The following is a 21,342-nucleotide window of genomic DNA, read 5'->3' on the forward strand; positions in this document are numbered from 1 at the left end:
AATTGGTAATATAATTAAAAAACCTTACCGATTTTTTTGACTAGTAACCAAGGATGATTATGAAAAACAACACACAGCTAATTTTAGCACTAGCGGCTTCTTTAATTTGTTACTCAACATATATATTATTCATTGGTTTTCTTACCGCGGCGAAAATCAATGAGGTGATAAATGAGAATATTTAGGAACACAAACGAGTTTGATAAACTGTCGAGGTGTTACGCATGTATTAAATGTGGTACTTGGGTGAGCATAAAAGCCCAAAACTGTATGCAGTGCCAGCATAGTTTTACCAATAATGATAAAAGCTCAATGCAAACACTCTATAATCAAAATAAAGAACAAAACTGGCAACATGCAATATTGCCTATTATTTTTGTAATATTGGTAATAGCTTTATTGTTCATTTAATTTTTGCTTAAAATTTAAAAGTGCTCGACTGCAACTCTGTAACAAAATCCCTCTGTACTTTAACGTGTAAAAACTACCCATAATTAAAATAATTACTCTTGTTAATCCTTCACTAAATATCACATAGCTAACGTTTTTTAATAAATTAAATAAGCTTATAAATTTCAGTTACTTAAGTTGTTGGTTTATTTATATTTACTCAGTTTTTTGGCACGTAAGTTGATACAACTCCTAATAAACTTTAAAAAGGAATTACCATGACTGCTGAATACTTTATGGTACTAGGGTTACTCGGTGTTGCATTTTTTGCTGTTGCAGGGGCATTGCTTGGGTATGAAAAAAACATTAGTGGCTTTGGCGTCGTAGTGGTTGCAACCGTTACTGCACTAGGGGGCGGTACCCTCAGAGATATACTTTTAAACAAACCGGTATTTTGGATTGCAAGCCCAGAGTATTTATATTCAACCTATGGGGCCGTTATAGCAACAATTGCCTTTATTCGATATTTACCGCGCGTTAATAACTACTACTTTTTATTGGTAGACGCTGTTGGTATGGCGTTATTTAATATTATGGGGATAGAAAAAGCACTCATTAATGGCTCTGGCATGGTGGTCGCAATTACCATGGGCATTACTACAGGTATATTTGGTGGTTTAATACGCGACGTAATTTGCCGTGAGGTGCCAACTGTTATGCGCAGCGAACCTTACGCCTCTGCGTGTTTAGCGGGTGGTGCAGTCTATGCTGCTTTATTTAGCCTTAATGTAGATTACATTTGGTGTATTTTAGGCTCATTTTTCACGACTATTTTTTTAAGATTAGGTTCTTTGCATTGGGGTTGGCATTTAACTATTTTCAGAAAAAAAGACTTCAGAGATCAAAGCGACTAATTTTAGTTACGAGTAGCTCGCGTTTGCATGTGGTACTCGTAATTATCCTCATCCGTTATAGTAAAACCCAGCCGCTTATAAAGTCCTAATGCTGGGTTGTTTTTAAGCACAGTGAGTTTAATGGGTTTTGACTGCGCATTTGTAATTACTTGTTCAATAACCGCTTTCCCATACCCTTTATTTTGATGCAATGGATGTATTTGTAATTGCATTATTTCAACGTGTTGAGCGTGCGTTTGGTATTTTAAAGTACCAATTGGTACCTCATTTATAACTATAAGATGGGAGCAGTCATATTGATCATCAAGCCTTAAAACATGCTGTTGATCTGTTAAAAATAACCCAGCATTTTCTAAGTGTTCGACCATAGTCAGTTTTCTGAGGCTTAATAAGTAGTCTCTGTCTGAATATGCTGCCTTTATAAATTTAAAAACCATAGTGCTCCCTTGCAACAGCCTTAATGTTTATATTTGTAGAACTAATCAAAATAAGTGCGCAGTATTAAATGTGCAAGCCAAGCTAACAAAGGCAATACTACCAATACCCAAGTGCTTTCCACCAAAGCCCGCCAATAATTCCCCATACACTTAAATTAATAACGCTCATTATAAGGCCCATTACCCACCAGTCTTTTAACGATACATAGCCTGAGCCAAACACTATGGGTGATGTGCCTGTTGCGTAATGCGTTAACGACATCATGAGTGATGAGGCGCCAGCTAATAGTAAACCTAAAAATAAAGGCGGAGCGCCAAGCGCTAAACCTGCGGCGTAAAATGCGGCAAACATAGCAGTAATATGTGCTGTGGTACTGGCAAAAAAGTAATGAGCGTAAAAATACACAGCTACCAATATAATAGCCGATACAATCCAGTCAAAACCCAGTTGTGCAATATTGCTCTCAACAAGTGTTGAAAACCACGTTACCAAACCTAGTTTATTTAAAAAAGTGGCCATCATTACTAATGCTGAAAACCAAACAACGGTATCCCACGCAGACTTTTCTTTAAGTACATCGTCCCAGCTTAATACACCAGTCACTAATAAAACCGATAAACCTAAAAAGGCCACTGCGGTTGTGTTAACTGCGTAGTCAGCCCCTAAAATCATTGCAGGTACGTCGGCCCATAAAACAAGCAGCATAGCAAAAACACCCACCATTATTTTTTCGCCATAACTCATTGGGCCCATTTCAGTTAATTTAGATTCTGCGTAGGTTTTAGCGTCGGGCGTACTTTTAACTTCAGGTGGGTAAATGGCATAAACAACCAAAGGCACAAGGGCAATACATAGCAAACCAGGAACAAGCGCTGCGAGCGCCCACGTACTCCAAGTAATACTAATATTTGCACCGGTAGCATCAGCAATCAGCTTTACAATTAGAGGGTTTGGCGCAGTCGCCGTAATAAACATAGCTGATGTAATAGGGTTTATATGGTAGCTCACTAAAGCAAGGTAGTGCCCAATTTTACGAGAGGTGCCTTCCTCGGGGACGAGCCAAAGCTTGTTGCTATCGACTTCATAATTGGGTGAATAATAGCGCCGCCTCGCGCGGTATTACTTGGCGTTACAGGTGCTATAACAAGTTCAGAAAGTGCGAGTGCATAGCCAATACCAACTGTTTTTTTACCAAAAAGAGAAATAAAATTATAGCCAATACGATTTCCCAGACCAGTTTTAGCTAAACCCCGAGAAATAATAATAGCAATACCAATCAACCAAATTAATGAATTAGAAAAGCCACTTAATGCATCTTTAATAGCGCCAGATGGGCTGTCATTAGTTACGCCGGTTAACGCAACAGAAGTAATAGCTAAAATAGCAATGGCGCCGATAGGCATTGCTTTACCAATAATGGCAACTACAGTACCAATAAATAAAGCGAGCAAATGCCATGCGTTTTCGGTAACACCTTGCGGAGGCGGTACAGCAAACCAAAGTAGTAAAACAATGGCTACAGAAATCAGTCCAGAGGTAACTCGAATATCAGTACCCTTCATTAAAATATCCCTAAGTTTTAGAAATGCATGCATTCTGTGTATTGAAAAGGCAACGTTATTCTACTTCATTTAATAATAAAAAAGATGACGCACATCACATGAATATTAGACTTATTTAATTTTATTAATAAAGAGGAAATAAACTATAAACTAAAGTGATTGATTACATTACCCGATAAGAGCTTACAGTGTGCTTAATCAACTATGATTATTAAGAGTTAGCTTGAATTGTTTTATAGGTTCGTAAGGTCTTTATAAACCTCAACGAATACTTGGAAATACAATGAACTTAAAATTAACCAACAACGTGATTACTTTTTTATTAGCGAGTAGCTTTTTGTTACTTGGCTTATCGTTTGCGTTAGGAGCAAACCCTAATACGTTAACGGCTACGTTTAGTTTTTATGGCGTTGATTCGCTAATGTCTGTATCTGCGTTAGGTTTAATTAGTGGCTCATTTATGGTTGCTCTAGCGTTTGCCACCGTGCTCGCTCGCCTTAAACTAATGAAACCTACGCCAGCACTTTTACTTGCAGCAATTATAAGTTTAGTTGCATTACTTACCTTGTTTGCCAGTAACCGTTGGATGGCGCAACTTGGTGGCTTTCCAATCATTGGTAGCGGGCAGGGCATAATTAAATACTTTGCTGTAGTGCCTTTGTATGTATTTTTGTTTTATAAAGACAAACTTACCGACAAACAACACGTACTTTTAAACTTTATACCGGTTGCTATGGTTTTATTGTGGATTGGCGGCATGAAGTTTTATGAATTTGAAGCAAAAGGCATTGTAAGTTTAGTAGAAACCTCACCGTTTATGTCGTGGTTATACACGGTATTTAGCGTACAAGGCGCGTCTAACGTGATTGGCGGGTTTGATGTATTATTTGCTGTGTTATTGGGCTTAGGGCTATTTTTAAATAATAAAAAGCTAATTATTGTAAGTGGCTTAGCGTGTTTAAGCGTATTTATGATGACCCAAACATTCTTAATTACCGCCACCGGTGCATTTAGCTCTTCCACTTTATTGGATCGTTTAGGGCAATTTGTAATTAAAGATTTGTGGTATATAGCCAACCTTGTTGTTATTGCTTTTTTAATGGTTTTTAAACCGACTAAATAAAGAGGACGTTATGATCAGTTGCAACCAATACGACTACATCGAAATTGCTTGTATGCACCATTTAAGCATTGAGCTTATATTAAAAAATGGTGATGGTGTATGCGGGATAGCAACTGACACAAAGCGCAATGCTAATAGAGACGAATGCATAGTTGTTAGTGTAAATAGCGAGTTGCAACTCATTGTGCTCACTACAATTAGTATACTTAAAGCGCGTGAGAAAAACCCATACTTTGATCATGTGAATTTTGAAGTAAAGTAAATACCTCACTCATTCGTTTTTATCATAAATATCTCAGCGAGTCTGTATCAATCAATATGTTTATGGCTCGCTTATCTAACCAATGCTTTAGCTAATTACGTGCTAAATACATAAAGCCAAAATTTTCCTATTACTTTCTTTTATTCTTTACTCGAGTTTTTCCACCGAACAAGTCTAAACGCCAACTATTAAAGCGTATAAAAATGCTAAACCAGTATAAGTAAGCCTCAATAAGCCTTAACTAGCCCTTAGTATCCGTCCGTTTGTTAATTATGGTCTAAAGGTAGCTACATAAATAAAGCTCTATTTTTGTTTTGTCCAATAACATTATTAAACACCGTTTTGGTGAAAAAATTACAAAGGGTTTTTTGTAACATATTTAATTACTTGTTTACACTGAAGTTGTTTAGTGGAATTATTGAACACTGTAATATACGCCGTTTTGGGGCGTTATAACTCTCAAAGTGTTGTTCAATAAGTTATACGTTTAGGAGGTTTGGTGAACGGAATCTGTGCATTGTGTACGAAATCAGCGAAGCTTAAAGATAGTCACTTTATGCCTAAAGCTGTTTACCGATCAATTAGTAAAGGTTTCCCTGAACACGGAAAAAACATTGTTGTGATTAATGGTTCTAATAAATCAGCAGCCTATACTGACAAGCAAGCTAAAAAGTATTTACTTTGTGAGCGTTGTGAATTGAAATTCTCCAAAAATGGGGAAGATAAAGTAATATCTTTTATGGCTCGTCCTAACGGTTTTAAACTAGCTACAAAGATAAAAAAGTTTAAAACGTTGTCTCATGTAAAAGATGAAATATGGTATTTTCCACCAAGCGACGAAATAGCGTTTAATTTCATGTACTTTGCTGTAAGCATTGCTTGGAGGTTGTCTGCAACAGATTGGAGTGGGTTCGGTATTCCTGATACAAAGAATTCAATTCGTGAAGAAAGCATGATTGCTTTTTCAGATTACCTATTAGGAAATACTGAACTTCCTGCAAATACTTATCTAGCTGTATATGTTGATAATCAAATAGTAGATACACCATCAATGGGCTTTCCAACTATTAAAAATCATGATGGCTATCAACATATAGTGTTTAACATTCCTGGTCTAAAACTAAGCCTGTTAGCAGGCAAAAATCCAGGAGCGGGTATTAGAGAAACATTCTCTATTAATACAACTAACGTGTATTTTGTTAGTCGTAGTTTAAAAACACACCCTGATTATCATTTTATGGTTAACTTTTTAAAAAATGAATCAGTTGCAAAGGGTCGGTTACTGAAAGAGCGTATCAAACACGTAACAACACGCCCTGAGGTGGACGACTAGTCAAATTTAGCTATTAATTGCAAATTTTAAAAGTGGTGAGCCTCTTTGTTTTTCAACACTTAAATGTAATCCTTATCGATTTAAATACCAGAGTTCTATATAGGCTTACCCTTCACTTTTTACTGCTTATTATACGCTTTAGCCCAAATCAACTATGTAACTACAACGAATAGAAAAACCAGCCACTCTACAAATATTTGCCTTGGAATAGTGGGCAACTAAAACCTAAATATATCCATACCTCTTGATGGCTTCGTCCAATAAATTGCGCTATCCCCGCTTATTTTCACTTCAGCGATATCATCAAACGCGCCGCCCCTAAAAAGATTAACTAAGAGTTAAATAACAATACTTTAGTAAACGCTAGTTCATATTACGTCACGTAATATCTATACAGAACTTTAAGTTAAACATACGTTCGTGCAGCGTTCCCATTTTTATTTGACTCAATTTATTGGACATTCTTTTTATGAAATTAAAGTTATTTATCGCAATTATTTTTAGCACTTCGATGTCGTCTTACGCGACAGAAGCAGTAGATAAAACGGAGTTTTCATTCGAAGACTTAAAAGCCCTAGCAAAAGCCTCAGCCAAAAAGCCCTATACGCTAACTAAGGTGCCAGCCCCTGAGCTTATCGATAAAATTACGTATGACGAACATTGGAAAATACGTTTTAAAGAAGATGAAACTTTATATCCAAGTGGAAAAAAGGCACCTGTACAATTATTTTACCCTGGGCGATATTTTCCAGAGCCAGTAAGTATTTACATCAGAGACGATGAAAATCAGGTACAAAATGTACCTTTTAGTAATGACGTTTTTGATATGCCTGATGACAGCCCAGCTCACGATCTCCCAGAGGGGTTTGGATTTGCAGGCTTTAGAATAATGCGCCCAGATATGAAACCAGATTGGATATCTTTTTTAGGCGCGTCTTATTTTCGTACCGACGGGCCAGAGGGGCAATATGGACTGTCGGCTCGAGGTATTGCAATTAATACGGGCATGAATCAGCCAGAAGAATTTCCGCGCTTTTCTGCATTTTGGATTGGCCCCGCAGAGAAAAAAGGTGAAAGTGTGTCTGTTTGGGCATTGCTTGAAGGGCCTTCTATCACTGGTGCTTATCGATTTGGTTTAAGTAAAGATAACAAAGAAGCCAAAGGCCATATTACCTCTGTAACGGCTAATTTGTATATGCGCGCCGATGTTGAACGCTTAGGCGTAGCACCGTTAACCAGTATGTATTGGTACTCACAAAAAGATAAAACAGAAGCTAAAGATTGGCGCCCAGAAATTCACGACAGCGATGGCCTAGCTATTCACACAGGATCGGGCCAATACGTTTGGCGCCCATTAAATAATCCTCAGTCGGTGTCGACCAATAGCTTTATTGATGAGAACCCAAAAGGGTTTGGTTTAATCCAAAGAGATCGTGACTTTAATAACTACCAAGACGATGGCGTATTTTACAATAAGCGTTCATCAGCGTGGATTAAACCTACTGACGATTGGGGCAAAGGCGCAGTACAGTTAATAGAGATTCCAACAAAAGATGAAACGTTTGACAACATTGTGGCCTATTGGGTGCCCGAAAAAGAGGCGCGCAAAGGTGATGAGTTTACCTTTTCTTATGATATTGAATGGCGTCCACTCGATCCAAAATCAAAAACGCTTGCAAGCGTTGTAAATACTCGCCAAGGCTTAGGCGGAATTCCCGGCCAGCCTATTCCTGAAGGCGTTAACAAGATGGTGATTGATTTTGAAGGTCCAGTATTTAAAGGCTTAGATAACAAAAGTGGTATAAAGCCGATTGTTGAAGCCAGCAACGGTGAAATACTAGAACCTATTGGAGTTTATCCGGTAGTTGGTACAAACCAATGGCGATTAGCGTTTGACTACAAACAAGCTAACAACAATCCGGTGAACATACGCGCGTATTTAGTTGATAAAAATGATGAAGCTATAACTGAAACATGGGTAAGTGATGCAAAGGTAACGATTAAATAAGCATTAAAGTAAAACGGGTGGCTATATTTTGATTTTCTGTCAATTATAGCCACCATAATGTCTTTTAAAACGCCAATCAAAACACCATTAAAACTCCCTTTTATATCCCACGTAAAATACAGTAATCGATTGAATCAAAATATGAACTCGGCTATGGTTTGTTTATCAATAAAAATAAAAAAACGAGTTAACCTGCAGCTTGTTAGTTGTTTTGAGGGATTGTATGTTTTTTTTGAGTAAATTATGTTGTTGGGAGCGAGGCCGACAAAAATCAGGCTACGATAAAATGTTGATTTGTGGTGCTACGTGGCCAATTAAATTTGATACATATTTGCTTAAATTCCCACAAGGAAGTGAAATAGCACCACACACAGACAAAGTTGAATCTGGTAAACACTATCGATTGAATATAGTGCTTAAAAAAGCAGATTTAGGTGGTGAGTTTATTTGCAGTGATCCGATATTTGAAACAAAGCGAGTTAAGCTATTCCGCCCTGATGTAAGTGAGCATCAGGTATCAAAAGTTATAAAAGGTAATAGATATTTACTCAGCATTGGGTGGATAAAAGGGGGCTCTAAATGCTAGATTTAAGACCTAATTGTGAATGTTGTGATAAGAATCTACCTGCACAGTCCACAGAGGCTTTTATTTGTTCATTTGAATGCACATTTTGTTCTGGCTGTGCTCAAACGGTATTAAATAACGTGTGCCCAAACTGCTCAGGTAATTTGGTTCAGCGGCCAATTCGCCCTTTGGCTGCACTAAAAGATTACCCAGCATCGACTAAGCGGGTATTAAAAGAAAGTGGTTGTGCGCCAAACACATAAGAACACAAAGTATAATAATTACATTTTCTGAATATGGAGATCTGATGAGAAAATCCTTTGAATTTACTATTAAGTCAATCAAAGTTAAAATAATTAACACTTGGTTTAGTGGTGCTAAATTATATGTGAATGGTGACTTACGAGATACTGACAAAACTTTGTTAGCTATTAGGAATAATACTTTACTATCTGCAAATTTAGGTGAGTTGGGTGTTCTCGAAATCAAGCCATTATCGGGTTTAATTACCGTCGAAATGGATGCATATTTGGTTAATGGTACAAACATTCAACATGTATATAGCTCACATAAACGCCTTAGCCTAAAAGAGCAAAGGGCAGCTCGATAAAGCTACTTTAAATAACGTATATTTCTGCATTTACCTGCCTTCAGTAATAACCTCCAAATGACTTTGAGGAGGTTTAAGCCCCTAAGCATACCAAGTTAATATACTTGGTTTACTCGATTACCTTAAATCACTCACACTCTTTCACATAAAGTAAAAGCGCGCTGTACATTACACTTAGTGCCTTTGTTACATCGCTGTCGATAACCGCTTCTGCTGGGTGATGGCTTATACCGCCAGGGCTGCGTATAAACAACATGCCAACGGGGCAAATTGGAGCGATTGCCATTGCATCGTGCCCTGCGCCTGAGGCAAGTGAAGGTGATGTTTGGTTATTGAGTTTACATGCGCTTGAGAACAAATGCTGGATAGTGGTGTCGCACGCTACGGCATCGGCGGCATGCGTCCACTGCCAATCAAGCGTTAAATTGCGTTTGCTTGCTATAGATTGTGCGCTGCTTTGTATGGCGCTTAGTAAGTTAGCGAGATCGGTGTCGCTTTGTGCGCGTGCGTCTAGGCTTATGGTTGTTTTGCCTGCAATCACGTTTGTAGCCCCAGGGCGAGACTGTATTTTCCCTACGGTGGCAACTTCGCCATTTTTAGCATTACTTGCTAGTTTTTCAATTTCGGTTATTAATTCAGCGCAGCCTGCTAGTGAATCCTGCCTCAAGTTCATTGGGGTTGTACCCGCATGACCGCTTTGGCCTGTTAGGGTAAGCATGGCGCGCTTTGCTCCTGCGATTGCAGTTACAACCCCTAACGCCTGATTAACCGATTCGAGTACAGGACCTTGTTCAATATGAGTTTCCCAGTAACCTAGTAATTCGTTTTTGTTTAGTGCGGCCTTTGCATAGTCGTTGGGATTTAAACCAAAGTCCAGCATGGCTTGGCGCATAGTTATGCCGTTTGTGTCTTGTATATTTAGCCACTGTGGGTCAAATTCGTTAGCGAGGGCTTTTGAGCCAATTAAAGTTGTGGCAAAGCGGGTGCCTTCTTCATCGCAAAAGCCCACTACATCTAAATGAAAGGGCAGGTCGAGCTTTAACTTATGTGCAAGCGCTGCAATTTCTATCCCCAGTAGTACACCTAAAATACCATCAAACGCACCTGCGTTTGGTACTGTGTCGAGGTGCGATCCTATAATTAAACGTTTAGCATGTGGGTTTGATGATTTAAGCCGCCCCCAAAGGTTGCCCACTTCGTCTTGCCACGATTGCATGCCTGCCTCAACCATCCACGATGCAGTAACAGCGTTACACTCTTTGTGCTCTTTTGATAAGTACACGCGGTGAATACCGCCTTGCATTTGCGATAGTGCGCTGAGAGTTTTACAGCGAGATAAAGCGCGTGTTGCGTATTCATCAGCAAGCTCTTTATCTAATAAAGGGCTGTGTTGTGGGCTTACAATCGTCATGCTAAATCCTTTTTTTATTTATAGTGAGCAAGGGCGGCAATGGCGGCTTCGCCTTTAGGGCCTTTGTAACCGTTGGCATGTAGGCAAGCGTCTAAGCTTGCAAGTGTTTGTAATACAGCATCTTTTCGGGCGTTGTAGCCCATAGTGCCAATACGCCAAATTTTTCCATGCAATGGGCCAAACGAGGTGCCAATTTCTATTCCGAAATCGGTTAGCATTTGTCCGCGTACGTGATCGGCATTAATGCCCTCGGGTATATACACACCCAGTACGTTGTTCATTTTATGTGTTAAATCACCAAATACATTTAAGCCGAGCGCTTGAATGCCTGTTAGCATGGCATCGCCATGTAATTTGTGGCGCGCTACGCAGTTATCCACGCCTTCTTCAATAACAATGCGAGCACATTCTGAGGCGCAATACAGCATGCTGGTGGCTTCGGTGTGGTGGTTAAGGCGCTCCTCCCCCCAGTAATTCATGATCATGCCTAAATCAAAGTAGTTTGAGCGTACAAATGGCTCGGTGCCGTCGGTATGCTCCGCTGTACGAATACCCGCCTCTACTTTTTTACGTTTTTGGATCCAATCAGCGCATTTGTCGCTCAGTGTTAATGGCGCTGATCCAGAAGGTCCGCCTAAACACTTTTGCAGACCAACCGAAAGTGCATCGAGTTTCCACTCATCGGCAGGAAGTTCGTTACCCACAATAGAGGCGGTAGCATCACAATAAAATAGTACATCGTGCTTTTGGCAAATATCGCCAATATGCTCAAGAGGTTGGTTCATGGTGGTGGATGTATCGCCTTGTACCATAGCAAGTACATGGGGTTTTACATCAACAATAGCTTTTTCGATTTGTTCGGGCGTAAACACTTCGCCCCACGGTACTTCTATTGTGTGCACCTTTGCGCCAACGCGTTCTGCTATTTCAGCAAGTAGGTGGCCAAAGCGCCCCATAATTGGCACAAGTACTTTATCGCCTGGGCGTAAAATTGAGCATAACACGGCTTCAATCCCTGCGCGCGATGTGCCATCTATTAGCATGGTCCATTCGTTTTTAGTTTTAAAAATTTCGCGGTAACGTGCCATGGTTTCGTTCATAAAACCGGTCATTACTGGGTCGTATTGGCCTATAAGCTGCGCCGACATAGCACGTAAAACACGAGGGTCGGCATTAATTGGGCCTGGCCCCATTAATAAACGCTGTGGTGGGTTTAAGGTTTGAACTTGCGTGTTATTAAACATATTTTAGGCTCCCAGAGTCTGAATAAGCATGCGTATGCCGGTTATCATTAATACAACGGCAAAGGCGCGTTTTAGTTGTTTTTGATCCAGCTTGCTACCAATTTTTACGCCAATAGGCGCAAATAAAATAGTTAGCGGAATAATAAGAAAAAAGGCAGGGAGGTTAACCAATCCCCACGTACCTAGGGGAGCATCGGTTGGCGTTGTGCCAATACTTAATAAGGTAATAACACCTGGTAGCGCAATCAATAAACCAAAAACGGCCGCAGTTCCTACTGCAACATGGGCGCGTACATTAAATGCGTTTAGCATAGGTACGCCAATAGTACCGCCGCCTATGCCAATCATTACCGACAAACCACCTACAATACTTGCCATAACGCCTTGACCAAATTTACCTGGCAGTTGTTTTACAAGCGCGGGTGCGCCGGCTCTAAATAACATGTTTAAACTGACTAAAATAGCAATACAGGCAAACATAAGTACCAGTGCATTACCGCGTATTGAGTGCGCTAAGTAGCTGCCTACAACGGCCATAACTAAAATAAATGGTGCCCAGTATTTTATTAGCGCAAGGTCAATATTCCCTTTGCTATTATGCGAGCGAATAGATGAAAGCGAAGTAGGTACTATGGTTGCAAGTGATGTAGCGGTGGCTATCATCATTGCCGACTCTGGGCTTACGCCAAAACCTTGCAGTAAAAAATACAGCACAGGGACGATAACAATACCGCCGCCTACACCAAAAAGTCCTGCTAAAATTCCGGCAAAAATACCGGTTGCTATTAAGGCCGCTACTATTGGCCATTGGTTTATTATTTCTGACATTGTGTTCCTGCTGTAGTTACTGTTGCACGTCCATCTGAACGAGGATCTGTTGCAGCTTCAAGGCTTGTAGGTGTATCTAAAATCGCCCCAGCGTGCCCCATCATTTCGTTATTATTATCAACGCTTACCCAATCGTGGTCACGTTGATTTAATTCATGTTCTATATGAAAAACTAACCCTTTTTCAATTTTTAAATTTGTACTTGTATCGCCCCATGTACGTCCAAGTAACCAACGAGGGTCGCTAATCGCTTGTTTTATTGATTTATTTCGCCATGCGTAGCCTGCAAAAACAGCGGCTTGGGTTTGTGGCTGCCCTTCTCCGCCCATTGTTCCGTAAGCAAGTCGACGACCATCGCTAAACTTTGCCAGTGCTGGGTTAAGTGTATGAGCCGGCTTTTTATTTGGAGCAAGGGCGTTGGTATCTTGATTGTTTAAACTAAAGCTTAAACCACGGTTATTCCACACAAAGCCGCCTTCACTCATTAATATTCCGCTGCCAAATTCCCAGTAAATACTTTGAATAAAGCTGACTAATTGCCCGTTTTTATCTCTGGCTGCCATCCACACAGTATCGCCAGGCTCTGCGTTAAATGGCCACTGCTGTGCTTTACTCATATCAATATTGTTAGCAAGTTCGCCTAAGCGATTATCGGTTAGTGCGTTTTTATAATCGTCTCCTAATGCTTCAGGGTCAGCCCAAAGGGTAGGGCGATGGGTAAAGCTTTGTTTAGTTGCCTCAACAATTAAATGTGTCCAGTCGGCATCGGTTTTAGCTAAATGCTTTAACTTATTTACGGCACCAATTATTTGTAGTGAATGCACGCCTTGTGTTGGCGCGGGTAAGTTGTAGCAATCAATACCACTGAGGTTTGCATTTAGCGCAGTAACTACCCCGGCTTTAGTATTTGCAATGTCACCTGCGGTAATTGAGCTGCCTGCTTTTGCTAAGTCGGCGGCAAATGAGTTGGCAAGTGCGCCTTCATAAAATGCGTTTAAACCATGCTTTGCTAGGTATTCAAACGTTGCTGCAAGTTTAGGGTTTTTAAAATGTTGACCTGCTTGCAAGGGGTTACCATTGGGTATGTAGAGGCTTTTAAACGCCTCATTGGTATTGTTAGCAGCGGCTAGTTTTTCGCAGCCTGCTTGCAAGCTTTTTGTAACGGTAAAGCCCTCGCGCGCAAGCTCAATAGCGGGTGCTAAAATTTTTGACAGTGGTAGTGCCGCATGCTCATCTAGTTCAAGCGCTTTTTGCCAGCCGCGTATTGTGCCCGCTTGAGTTAGTGCGCTTAATCCGCCGCGCTCTGGTATTTGCGTGAGCGGGTTATACGCCGTTGTATTAGTTGCAGCGCGGCCGCAGGCGTCAATAGCTGTGGGCGTTTTTTGATTTGGGTTATCGATAAGCCAAAAGCTGTCGCCACCAATTGAGTTCATATGTGGATATACAACGCTAATAGCAGCGGCAGCCGCGACCATAGCCTCGGTAGCTGTACCGCCTTGTTTTAGTATATTTATACCCGCCTCAGTGGCCGAAAAATGAGACGCGGTAAATGCAATATTGTGTGTGGTCATGCCGGTGTGTCCTGTTTAAAATGTGCAGCTAGGTGCTTAACGCAAGCAAGTAGGCTTTTATCGTTACCGTGGCTCATCATTAATGAAAAACCATACAGATGATCATTTGCTAAATCAGCCAGCGGTAAATGCACTTGCGCTGAGCTACTAAGCCCTGCAATTGCCGAAAGCGTAATAATTTGCATGCGTAAGGCGCTTGTGTCGGCGCCTAATTTAGGTGCGGTTGTAGGTGTGGTTGGCAAAAATAAACAGCTGTTTGTATTTAGGTTTTTAGCTATTAGTGTTTGCCATTGGGTTTGTACTTTTAGTGCTTCTTGTTCTTCTTGATCAGTTAGGGCAAGCGCCATATTAAAACGTGCCGCAATTGCTGGAGCAAACTGGGGAAGTTGCCCCGGCAATTGAAGCCAATCTTTATGCGTTTTTGCGATTGCTCGCCCTTGCAGTACTCTAAAACTATCCGCAAGTTCATTTAATAAGCTGCTGTTAGGTAGTTCAAATTCTTTATGGTGCTTAAAATTAGGCTTGGTTTTTTCAAGCAATTGTTTAAGTGGGGCTTGTAAAACAGGGTCAACGAGTTCAAATAACGGCTCACAAATAACTAAGGTATCAACGTTATTAATAGCTTGATTTGGTAGCAGTACATTACCTACATCGCTTAATAGCTCGGCGCTTTGGGTAAGCCAACCTATGGTATCAAAAGGGGGAGCCAACGGTATTAGGCCGTCTTTTTCAATCACGTTATGGCTTGGCCTTATGCCATATAAACCACAATAGCTGGCGGGTATTCTAATTGAGCCGCCAGTGTCGGTGCCTAAGCCAATATCAGCTAAGTTTGCAGCAACTGCAGCAGCAGACCCCATACTCGAACCACCGCAAGCATGCCCTTTTAATTTAGGATTTTGCGCAGTGCCATAATGTATATTATTACCTTCTAAGCTATAAGCCAGTTCGTCAGTATGGGTAAAGCCTATAAAGTTACAACCAGCGGTCATGAGCTTATTAACCGAGCTTGCCGTATTTTGAGCCGGTTTAGCTGTTTTAAACCAGTGTGGGTTGCCTGCGCTGTTACGCTCGCCCTTTACTGCAAATACATCTTTTACAGCTAAGCGATTGTTTGCAAGTAGACCAGATTGGTTTGTTTGCCACAGGGTAGGACCATGGTCACAAAAAATACCGGTCGTATTATTATTTTTGGTACTCATATCACCACTCGTTATAAAAAATCTGACCAAGCAGTTCAGATTTAGAGTGATTAAAAAGACGGATTAATTTTTATTATTTTTCAGCTCACTGCGTAACATCTTGTTTTTATTTTACAGAGCCTGATCCGCTTTTTAATCGGTTAGCTTATTATATTGTTTAAAACCTAAGCAAGAGGAATGCCATTAATTAAAATCCTGTCCAACTGGTCAGGTTTTGTTGGGTTATATGAGATTTGTAAATGTGGGCTATAGAAATAGTGAGATTAAAATGAGCCAAAACAAACCAATTTGGTGCGCAGATGCACCAAATTGGTCTTTATTTATATGGTTTTGAGTGCTAAATAAGGGGCGTTTTACTGATGATTAAACCGTTAATATCGGCGTAAACCCAATCGTTAGGTTCAATAGTGGTGCTAAGCATGGTAATAGCTTGGTTTTTATCACCAAAGCCGCGCTTTAAGGTACTACGTGGTGTAGAGCCTAGCGCCATTACAGGTAAGTTCATCGTGGCAAGTATTTCAATATCTCGGCAACAGCCATTTATTATTACGCCTTCCCAGCCATTACTTAAGGCACGTTCAGCCATAATATCGCCTATAAACGCAAAGCGTTTGCTCGCAAATCCGTTTATAACTAACACTTTACCTTTACCATTTTCATGCAATATATCGGCGGCAAAAGAGTTGTCTTCTGGGCAGGTAACGGTAACTACTTTGCCATAAAACGTGGTTTTTTTACCAAAGTGATAAAGGCCGCTGTCTGCTACTTGTACTTTATCGCGATGATCGTCAAACAAATCGGGTGTAGTAAAGGATGTCATGGGTTAAGTCTCACTTTGCTCAGGTATTTTAAGACCAATACCTTTTAAAATTATGTGGGCAATTGATTGCGTAATTTGTGCCACATCGGTTTCGTCGTACTCTAATTTGTTCATTACGAGTAAAACCTCAGCCTGAAAGTCGGCGTAATATTGCGTGGTAGACCAAATAGTAAAGAGCAAATGGTAGGGGTCAACCTTATCCATTTTATCTGCGTCCATCCATGCTTGAAGTACATCAACCTTTTGTTTAACCCAAGGGCGGGTATTGGTTCTAAAGTAGTTTTGTAAATAAGGGGCACCGCGCAGTATTTCACTGGCAAATAAGCGAGATTGCATTGGCTGATTTACGGCCAGTATTACTTTGCTTTTAATATAGTTATAAAGCACGGTAGCTGGATCGTCGTTAATTGTGACGTTATCAAGCCCTAAGTTCCAATTAGCTATTATGCGGTCGATCACAGACTCGTATAGACCATCTTTACTTTTAAAGTAATACAAAATATTAGCTTTTGGCACCTGCGCTTCTTTAGCAACCATGCTCATACTTGCTCCGTCGTAACCTAATTGCGAAAACAATTGCTCGGCGGCATCTAAAATTAGTTTTTGGTTTTTCTCGCGTGTCACTTCTTTTTTATTTGGTTTTATTTGTGTGGTCATTATAGAGTTTGCGTGTTTAACGTATTGATTGATTGTAGCTTTACTGACCAAAAGGTCAATTACTAAAAAGGGTGAATGCTAAAAACAAACGAGAGGTTTAAGCTATTAACCTTGATTGTTTAATTAAATAATTACTGTTAGTTTAGTTTAGTTTCAAGTTTACGAGTAGTACTTTAGGTTTAATATGGAGTTTTTAAGCAAAAATAAATACACGCTTTATGGAGTCGCTGCAATATTACTATGGAGTTGCTTAGTTGCATTACTTCGGGATATTTCTGAGTTGTTTAGCCCCATAGGTGGTGCGGCGGCTATGTATTCTGTCAGTGCTATATTTTTAATTTTGGTTATGGGAGTGCCCAAGTTTAGTGGGTTTTCAAAACGTTACTTGGTAGTAGGTACTTTATTATTTGTAGCGTACGAAATTTGTTTAGCGCTTTCTATTGGTATGGCAAATAGTCGTCATCAGGCAATGGAAATGGCGGTTATTAATTATTTATGGCCCACGCTGACTATATTGCTCTCTATTATTATTGGTCGTAAAAAAGTAAATTTCTGGGTTTACCCAAGCATGATCATTGCTTTTTTAGGCGTTGCTTGGTGTATTACGGGCGATCAAAAAATGTCACTCGATACGCTTGTTACTAACTTTGCTGATAATCCTGCTACTTATTTAATGGCATTAGCTGCAGCGTTTATATGGGCTATTTATTGCGTAGTAACGCAAAAGCTGAGTAATGGTAAAAATGCCATTACGTTATTTTTTGCTGTTACGGCAATGAGTTTGTGGGCGCAATATGGTTTTAGTAATGAAGCGCCATTAACGTTTTCACTGGGCTCAAGCATAACATTGCTATTAGCTGGTGTAGTCGTGGGGAGCGGTTATGCACTGTGGAATCAAGCTATTATTGGCGGTAACTTAATGCTTTTGGGCACGCTTTCGTACTTTACACCGGTGTTTTCTACTATTATTTCGGCGTTGTATTTATCTATTACGCTGAGTGCTTCGTTTTGGCAGGGGGTTGTGCTGGTAACAGTAGGCTCGCTAATTTGCTACTTTGTAACGCGAGAAAAGCCTAAACAACCTCAAATAGCGTCTGCAACATAAGACTAATTTTATTAAAAATAAGCCCTATTATTTTAGGGCTTTTTATTGCGTGCAGATTATTTTGCATTATTTACCTTTGCTAGTAACTCTATAACTTTTTGTTGACCAAATGTTTGTGCAAACTGCTCGGCTGTTTGACCGGCTTTGTTTTGATGCGCGTTATCGCAATCAAGTGATACGAGCGTTTTAGCGATACTAAATTCACCTCTAAAAATAGCGGCCATTAGCGCTGTGTTGCCACGGTTATCTTCTAAACAGGCATTGGCACCTAAGTGCAAAAGCGTGTTAACCGTGTTTTTATTGCCATGATAAGTGGCAATCATTAACGCGGTATAGCCTTTATTGTTGTAGCTGTCGATAGGAATACCGGCATCTACAAATTGCTCTATTACAGCTGTGTCGTTTGTGCGTGCTGCGGCAAAGTAATAAGCAAATAAGCTATCGTATTGAGTTTTTGCAGAATGTTGGGTTTCAACTTGCGTACTGGGTGTTTGTGTATCTGATGTATTTTGAGCGTAAACGCTACTGGTAAAGCTCAGTAGTAGAGCGACTATAATTAATAAATTACGCATAACCATTGCCTCTTATAAAAGAGGAAGGGGTTTATTCCTTCCTCATGGTTGTGGTTTAAATAGCTATTTAGTTGGGACTAATTGCTTTTAACTAGTTGCTTATAAGTTAGCGGCTAGTTGTTTAACCATTTTAATATCGCCTTTTACAGCTTTAGTTAAGCGTGTACCGTACTCACTGTCTGCTTTGTAAAAGTGGCTAAGCATTTTGTGTTTAACACTGCTGTTTTGCACTTTGCCTAAATCGCCAGCTAGGTTATTAATTAGGTTTGTACGTTCTTGCTTGCTAAAACCACGGTATATAACACCTGCTTGCGCGAAGTTTTGCTGCTTTTTAATCGCGGCTTGTTGTACAAAGCCTTTTAGCTCTGTGTTACTTCTACGTGCAATTGGGTTTTCAGCTACGTTTTCTTGGCTTGGCTGGTAGTTCACATTGCTTGTAGTGTTACCAATATTCATTGCGCCGTCTTGGTTGTAGTTCACCACTTCAACTTTTGCACGGTTAATTGGCAATTGCTGGTGGTTAGCACCTAGGCGGTACATTTGTGTATCAGCGTAAGAAAACATACGACCTTGTAATAAACGGTCTTCTGATGGCTCAATACCTGGAATAATGTTTGCCGGTGCCATTGCTACTTGTTCTGTAGATTGGAAGAAGTTAGTTGGCATGCGGTTTAAGGTCATTGTTCCTACTTTAGTTTCTTTAATGTCTAACCACATTTTTGTTGCATCTAATGGGTTGTAATCAAAGTCATCAAGCTGCGACGGATCAAGCGTTTTAATGTATAGATCCCATTTAGGGAAGTTACCTTTACCAATTTCGCTGTATAGGTCGCGTGTTAAGTGTTGGAAGTCTTGGCTTTGCACTTTAGCTACTTCTTTTGCGTCAAGGTTATCAATACCTTGTTGGCTTACCCAATGAAACTTAACGTATTTAACATCGCCCGATTTATTAATCATTTTGTATGCATGTACACCCCAACCGTCCATTTTACGAAGACTTGCTGGTGTACCGTAGTCACTGTAAACCCACGTTAGCATTTGTGTAGAAGCTGGTTCATGCGAGAAAAAATCAAAAAAGCGATTAGGATCTTGAATGTTATCAACCGGAGATGGTTTTAAAGAGTGAACCATGTCTGGAAATTTGATTGCATCGCGAATAAAGAACACAGGTAAATTATTACCTACTAAATCCCAGTTACCTTGGTCTGTGTAAAACTTAGTTGCAAAGCCACGTGGATCGCGCAGTGTTTCTGGGCTGCCTTTTGAGTGAATTACTGAGGAAAAGCGAACAAATACGTCTGTTTCTTTACCTGCTTGTGCAAACGGTGCTGCAATTGTTAAATCATCTAGCTCTTTTGATGCTACAAACACACCGTGTGCGCCAGTACCACGAGCATGCACAACACGCTCTGGAATACGCTCACGTGCAAAGCGTTGCAGTTTTTGAATTAGTTGCACGTCTTCTAGTAATACACTGCCACGTTCGCCAGCAGTAATTGAATTTTGGTTGTCGCCAACAGCTGCGCCGTTATCTTTAGTAAGAGGTGTTGCTGCGCTTGCCGGTAATGCTATTGCAAGTGCCAGTGCAGTGAGTGTTAATTTTGTTTTGTTTATTTGAGTATTCATTGTCGACCTCATCTATTTAAAAGTGCCGGCAGTGGTGCTGGCTGTTAATCTGTTAACGATAGTATTAATTTTATTAACTTCGGTAAAACTGATTAATTAGATTGATGTGATTTGTAAAATAGATGAAATGAATTTGCAGATACACTTTTTACATTAATGTAATTTTTTTACTACGACCTTAGTCGCAATATGCTTTTATAAAATTTATTAAATACAAAGGTTTTTAGTTTTATCTGGCGGTATTTTCACCAAGCTGGTGCGTTTTATACTTACAGTGTGTTGACATATTCGCGCAATAAAGGGAATATGCTCAATCTGTGGGCTTATGCCCAAGATTGGGTTGTACTAAAAAGTTGCACAATATTAATCGCGCTTAACTCGTTATGCTTAAATTAGCTAAATTAAACAGTTTGAATAAGGTGACAAGATGAATACTAATATTGAGCTAGTGATATTTGATTGTGATGGCGTTGTTATTGATAGCGAAATTTTAAGCGCACACGTACTCATTAATATGCTTGTTGAAAAAGGCGTTGAGATTGACCGCGCTTATGTACAGCAACACTTTTTAGGGTGCAACTTTAAAACAGTAAGCCAAAAAATAGCGGATGCATTTAATGTCACTCTTCCTGAAAGCTTTGAAGGTGACTACCGCGAGGCACTGTTAAACGAATTTGAAACCGGACTAATCACGACTGACGGTATAAAAGACGTACTTAACAATTTAGCTGTGCCTATTTGTATAGCTACTAGCAGCAGCCTAGCACGCACCGCAAAAGCGTTGAGCGTAGTGAGCTTAAGTAAGTACTTTAGCGATACGGTTTTTACCAGCAGCGAAGTTAAGCGTGGCAAACCAGCCCCCGATTTATTTTTACATGCAGCTAAACAAATGGGTGTAAAGCCAGAGCATTGCTTAGTAATTGAAGACAGTAAAGCCGGCGTAAACGCAGGAATTGACGCCAATATGCAAGTACTGCATTACAGCGGTGGGCACATATGCAAGGCTCTGTTAATCATGTACACAGTGCTTACCCAAATGTTGATCATTTAACGCATTGGCAAGATTTTTTTAGTGCATACCCTGAACTTAAAAAGCAGTAA

General features: G+C 40.1%; 19 protein-coding genes and 2 pseudogenes. 10 read left to right on the top strand and 11 right to left on the bottom strand.

What is annotated here, in order from left to right:
• Positions 1–668: 668 nt before the first annotated feature.
• Complete coding sequence (locus DC53_RS18075; protein WP_033028482.1) at positions 669–1,304, top strand: trimeric intracellular cation channel family protein; 636 nt, start codon at positions 669–671, stop codon at positions 1,302–1,304.
• Positions 1,305–1,306: 2 nt separating this feature from the next.
• Here DC53_RS18075 and DC53_RS18070 read toward each other — a convergent pair whose 3' ends face one another.
• Positions 1,307–1,741, bottom strand: coding sequence for a GNAT family N-acetyltransferase (locus DC53_RS18070; RefSeq protein WP_033028483.1), 435 nt, complete (start codon positions 1,739–1,741; stop codon positions 1,307–1,309).
• A gap of 97 nt (positions 1,742–1,838) precedes the next feature.
• Positions 1,839–3,337 (bottom strand): annotated as a pseudogene (locus tag DC53_RS22710) (DASS family sodium-coupled anion symporter).
• Positions 3,338–3,587: 250 nt separating this feature from the next.
• Between DC53_RS22710 and DC53_RS18065 the strand changes: the two are divergent.
• The 7 genes from DC53_RS18065 to DC53_RS18035 all read left to right on the top strand — a co-directional run bounded on the left by DC53_RS18065 (position 3,588) and on the right by DC53_RS18035 (position 9,205).
• On the top strand, positions 3,588–4,427 hold the full coding sequence (locus DC53_RS18065) for a DUF417 family protein (protein WP_033028484.1): 840 nt from the start codon (positions 3,588–3,590) through the stop codon (positions 4,425–4,427).
• Positions 4,428–4,437: 10 nt separating this feature from the next.
• Positions 4,438–4,689: a Rho-binding antiterminator gene (locus DC53_RS18060; RefSeq protein WP_033028485.1), complete on the top strand. Its 252-nt coding sequence runs from the start codon at positions 4,438–4,440 to the stop codon at positions 4,687–4,689.
• Positions 4,690–5,188: 499 nt separating this feature from the next.
• The gene (locus DC53_RS18055) at positions 5,189–6,022 is read left to right on the top strand and encodes a hypothetical protein (protein WP_033028486.1); all 834 of its coding nucleotides are present in this window, start codon (positions 5,189–5,191) and stop codon (positions 6,020–6,022) included.
• A 469-nt stretch (positions 6,023–6,491) separates the two neighbouring features.
• On the top strand, positions 6,492–8,030 hold the full coding sequence (locus tag DC53_RS18050) for an OpgD/OpgG family glucan biosynthesis protein (RefSeq protein ID WP_033028488.1): 1,539 nt from the start codon (positions 6,492–6,494) through the stop codon (positions 8,028–8,030).
• A gap of 223 nt (positions 8,031–8,253) precedes the next feature.
• Positions 8,254–8,616, top strand: coding sequence for a 2OG-Fe(II) oxygenase (locus DC53_RS18045; protein ID WP_033028489.1), 363 nt, complete (start codon positions 8,254–8,256; stop codon positions 8,614–8,616).
• Positions 8,610–8,858 carry a DUF1272 domain-containing protein gene (locus tag DC53_RS18040; RefSeq protein WP_033028490.1) on the top strand — a complete coding sequence of 83 codons (249 nt, stop codon included), beginning with the start codon at positions 8,610–8,612 and terminating at the stop codon, positions 8,856–8,858. Before DC53_RS18045 ends, DC53_RS18040 begins: the two co-directional genes overlap by 7 nt.
• Positions 8,859–8,902: 44 nt before the next feature.
• On the top strand, positions 8,903–9,205 hold the full coding sequence (locus DC53_RS18035; RefSeq protein ID WP_004334655.1) for a hypothetical protein: 303 nt from the start codon (positions 8,903–8,905) through the stop codon (positions 9,203–9,205).
• Between the two features lie 127 nt (positions 9,206–9,332).
• On the opposite strand, the gene DC53_RS18030 is transcribed toward DC53_RS18035, so the two are convergent.
• From DC53_RS18030 to DC53_RS18000, 7 genes are all read right to left on the bottom strand, one after another.
• Entirely contained in the window at positions 9,333–10,616 is a 1,284-nt protein-coding gene (locus DC53_RS18030) for an allantoate amidohydrolase (RefSeq protein WP_033028491.1), read from the bottom strand.
• Positions 10,617–10,630: 14 nt separating this feature from the next.
• Positions 10,631–11,860: a pyridoxal-phosphate-dependent aminotransferase family protein gene (locus DC53_RS18025; RefSeq protein ID WP_024596152.1), complete on the bottom strand. Its 1,230-nt coding sequence runs from the start codon at positions 11,858–11,860 to the stop codon at positions 10,631–10,633.
• Positions 11,861–11,863: 3 nt separating this feature from the next.
• A complete protein-coding gene (locus tag DC53_RS18020) occupies positions 11,864–12,688 on the bottom strand; it encodes a sulfite exporter TauE/SafE family protein (RefSeq protein ID WP_033028492.1) in 825 nt (274 codons plus the stop codon).
• A complete protein-coding gene (locus DC53_RS18015; protein ID WP_033028493.1) occupies positions 12,676–14,259 on the bottom strand; it encodes a gamma-glutamyltransferase family protein in 1,584 nt (527 codons plus the stop codon). Before DC53_RS18015 ends, DC53_RS18020 begins: the two co-directional genes overlap by 13 nt.
• Positions 14,256–15,461: an amidase family protein gene (locus tag DC53_RS18010; protein ID WP_033028494.1), complete on the bottom strand. Its 1,206-nt coding sequence runs from the start codon at positions 15,459–15,461 to the stop codon at positions 14,256–14,258. The genes DC53_RS18015 and DC53_RS18010 overlap by 4 nt, the downstream gene beginning before the upstream one ends.
• 337 nt (positions 15,462–15,798) lie before the next feature.
• On the bottom strand, positions 15,799–16,281 hold the full coding sequence (locus DC53_RS18005) for a putative 4-hydroxy-4-methyl-2-oxoglutarate aldolase (RefSeq protein ID WP_033028495.1): 483 nt from the start codon (positions 16,279–16,281) through the stop codon (positions 15,799–15,801).
• 3 nt (positions 16,282–16,284) lie between these two features.
• Positions 16,285–16,938, bottom strand: a complete 654-nt coding sequence (locus tag DC53_RS18000) for a TetR/AcrR family transcriptional regulator (RefSeq protein WP_004334664.1) — start codon at positions 16,936–16,938, stop codon at positions 16,285–16,287.
• Positions 16,939–17,122: 184 nt separating this feature from the next.
• On the opposite strand from DC53_RS18000, the gene yddG reads away from it, so the two are divergent.
• The gene (gene yddG / locus DC53_RS17995; RefSeq protein WP_033028496.1) at positions 17,123–18,043 is read left to right on the top strand and encodes an aromatic amino acid DMT transporter YddG; all 921 of its coding nucleotides are present in this window, start codon (positions 17,123–17,125) and stop codon (positions 18,041–18,043) included.
• A gap of 56 nt (positions 18,044–18,099) precedes the next feature.
• Here the strand turns inward: yddG and DC53_RS17990 are convergent, their stop codons facing one another.
• On the bottom strand, positions 18,100–18,615 hold the full coding sequence (locus DC53_RS17990; protein ID WP_033028513.1) for an ankyrin repeat domain-containing protein: 516 nt from the start codon (positions 18,613–18,615) through the stop codon (positions 18,100–18,102).
• A 99-nt stretch (positions 18,616–18,714) separates the two neighbouring features.
• A complete protein-coding gene (locus DC53_RS17985) occupies positions 18,715–20,241 on the bottom strand; it encodes a catalase (protein ID WP_033028497.1) in 1,527 nt (508 codons plus the stop codon).
• A gap of 427 nt (positions 20,242–20,668) precedes the next feature.
• Between DC53_RS17985 and DC53_RS0120320 the strand changes: the two are divergent.
• Positions 20,669–21,342: pseudogene (locus DC53_RS0120320) on the top strand (HAD family hydrolase).

Origin of the sequence: Pseudoalteromonas fuliginea, from assembly GCF_000690055.1 — a bacterium.
Taxonomy (GTDB): Bacteria; Pseudomonadota; Gammaproteobacteria; order Enterobacterales; family Alteromonadaceae; genus Pseudoalteromonas; species Pseudoalteromonas fuliginea.

What these genes read in the sequence shown, in the direction of transcription:
- DC53_RS18075 (WP_033028482.1), top strand. Translation starts at nt 669, where the DNA reads ATGACTGCTGAATACTTTATGGTACTAGGGTTACTCGGTGTTGCATTT.
- DC53_RS18070 (WP_033028483.1), bottom strand. Translation starts at nt 1,741, where the DNA reads ATGGTTTTTAAATTTATAAAGGCAGCATATTCAGACAGAGACTACTTA.
- DC53_RS18065 (WP_033028484.1), top strand. Translation starts at nt 3,588, where the DNA reads ATGAACTTAAAATTAACCAACAACGTGATTACTTTTTTATTAGCGAGT.
- DC53_RS18060 (WP_033028485.1), top strand. Translation starts at nt 4,438, where the DNA reads ATGATCAGTTGCAACCAATACGACTACATCGAAATTGCTTGTATGCAC.
- DC53_RS18050 (WP_033028488.1), top strand. Translation starts at nt 6,492, where the DNA reads ATGAAATTAAAGTTATTTATCGCAATTATTTTTAGCACTTCGATGTCG.
- DC53_RS18045 (WP_033028489.1), top strand. Translation starts at nt 8,254, where the DNA reads ATGTTTTTTTTGAGTAAATTATGTTGTTGGGAGCGAGGCCGACAAAAA.
- DC53_RS18040 (WP_033028490.1), top strand. Translation starts at nt 8,610, where the DNA reads ATGCTAGATTTAAGACCTAATTGTGAATGTTGTGATAAGAATCTACCT.
- DC53_RS18035 (WP_004334655.1), top strand. Translation starts at nt 8,903, where the DNA reads ATGAGAAAATCCTTTGAATTTACTATTAAGTCAATCAAAGTTAAAATA.
- DC53_RS18030 (WP_033028491.1), bottom strand. Translation starts at nt 10,616, where the DNA reads ATGACGATTGTAAGCCCACAACACAGCCCTTTATTAGATAAAGAGCTT.
- DC53_RS18025 (WP_024596152.1), bottom strand. Translation starts at nt 11,860, where the DNA reads ATGTTTAATAACACGCAAGTTCAAACCTTAAACCCACCACAGCGTTTA.
- DC53_RS18020 (WP_033028492.1), bottom strand. Translation starts at nt 12,688, where the DNA reads ATGTCAGAAATAATAAACCAATGGCCAATAGTAGCGGCCTTAATAGCA.
- DC53_RS18015 (WP_033028493.1), bottom strand. Translation starts at nt 14,259, where the DNA reads ATGACCACACACAATATTGCATTTACCGCGTCTCATTTTTCGGCCACT.
- DC53_RS18010 (WP_033028494.1), bottom strand. Translation starts at nt 15,461, where the DNA reads ATGAGTACCAAAAATAATAATACGACCGGTATTTTTTGTGACCATGGT.
- DC53_RS18005 (WP_033028495.1), bottom strand. Translation starts at nt 16,281, where the DNA reads ATGACATCCTTTACTACACCCGATTTGTTTGACGATCATCGCGATAAA.
- DC53_RS18000 (WP_004334664.1), bottom strand. Translation starts at nt 16,938, where the DNA reads ATGACCACACAAATAAAACCAAATAAAAAAGAAGTGACACGCGAGAAA.
- yddG (WP_033028496.1), top strand. Translation starts at nt 17,123, where the DNA reads ATGGAGTTTTTAAGCAAAAATAAATACACGCTTTATGGAGTCGCTGCA.
- DC53_RS17990 (WP_033028513.1), bottom strand. Translation starts at nt 18,615, where the DNA reads ATGCGTAATTTATTAATTATAGTCGCTCTACTACTGAGCTTTACCAGT.
- DC53_RS17985 (WP_033028497.1), bottom strand. Translation starts at nt 20,241, where the DNA reads ATGAATACTCAAATAAACAAAACAAAATTAACACTCACTGCACTGGCA.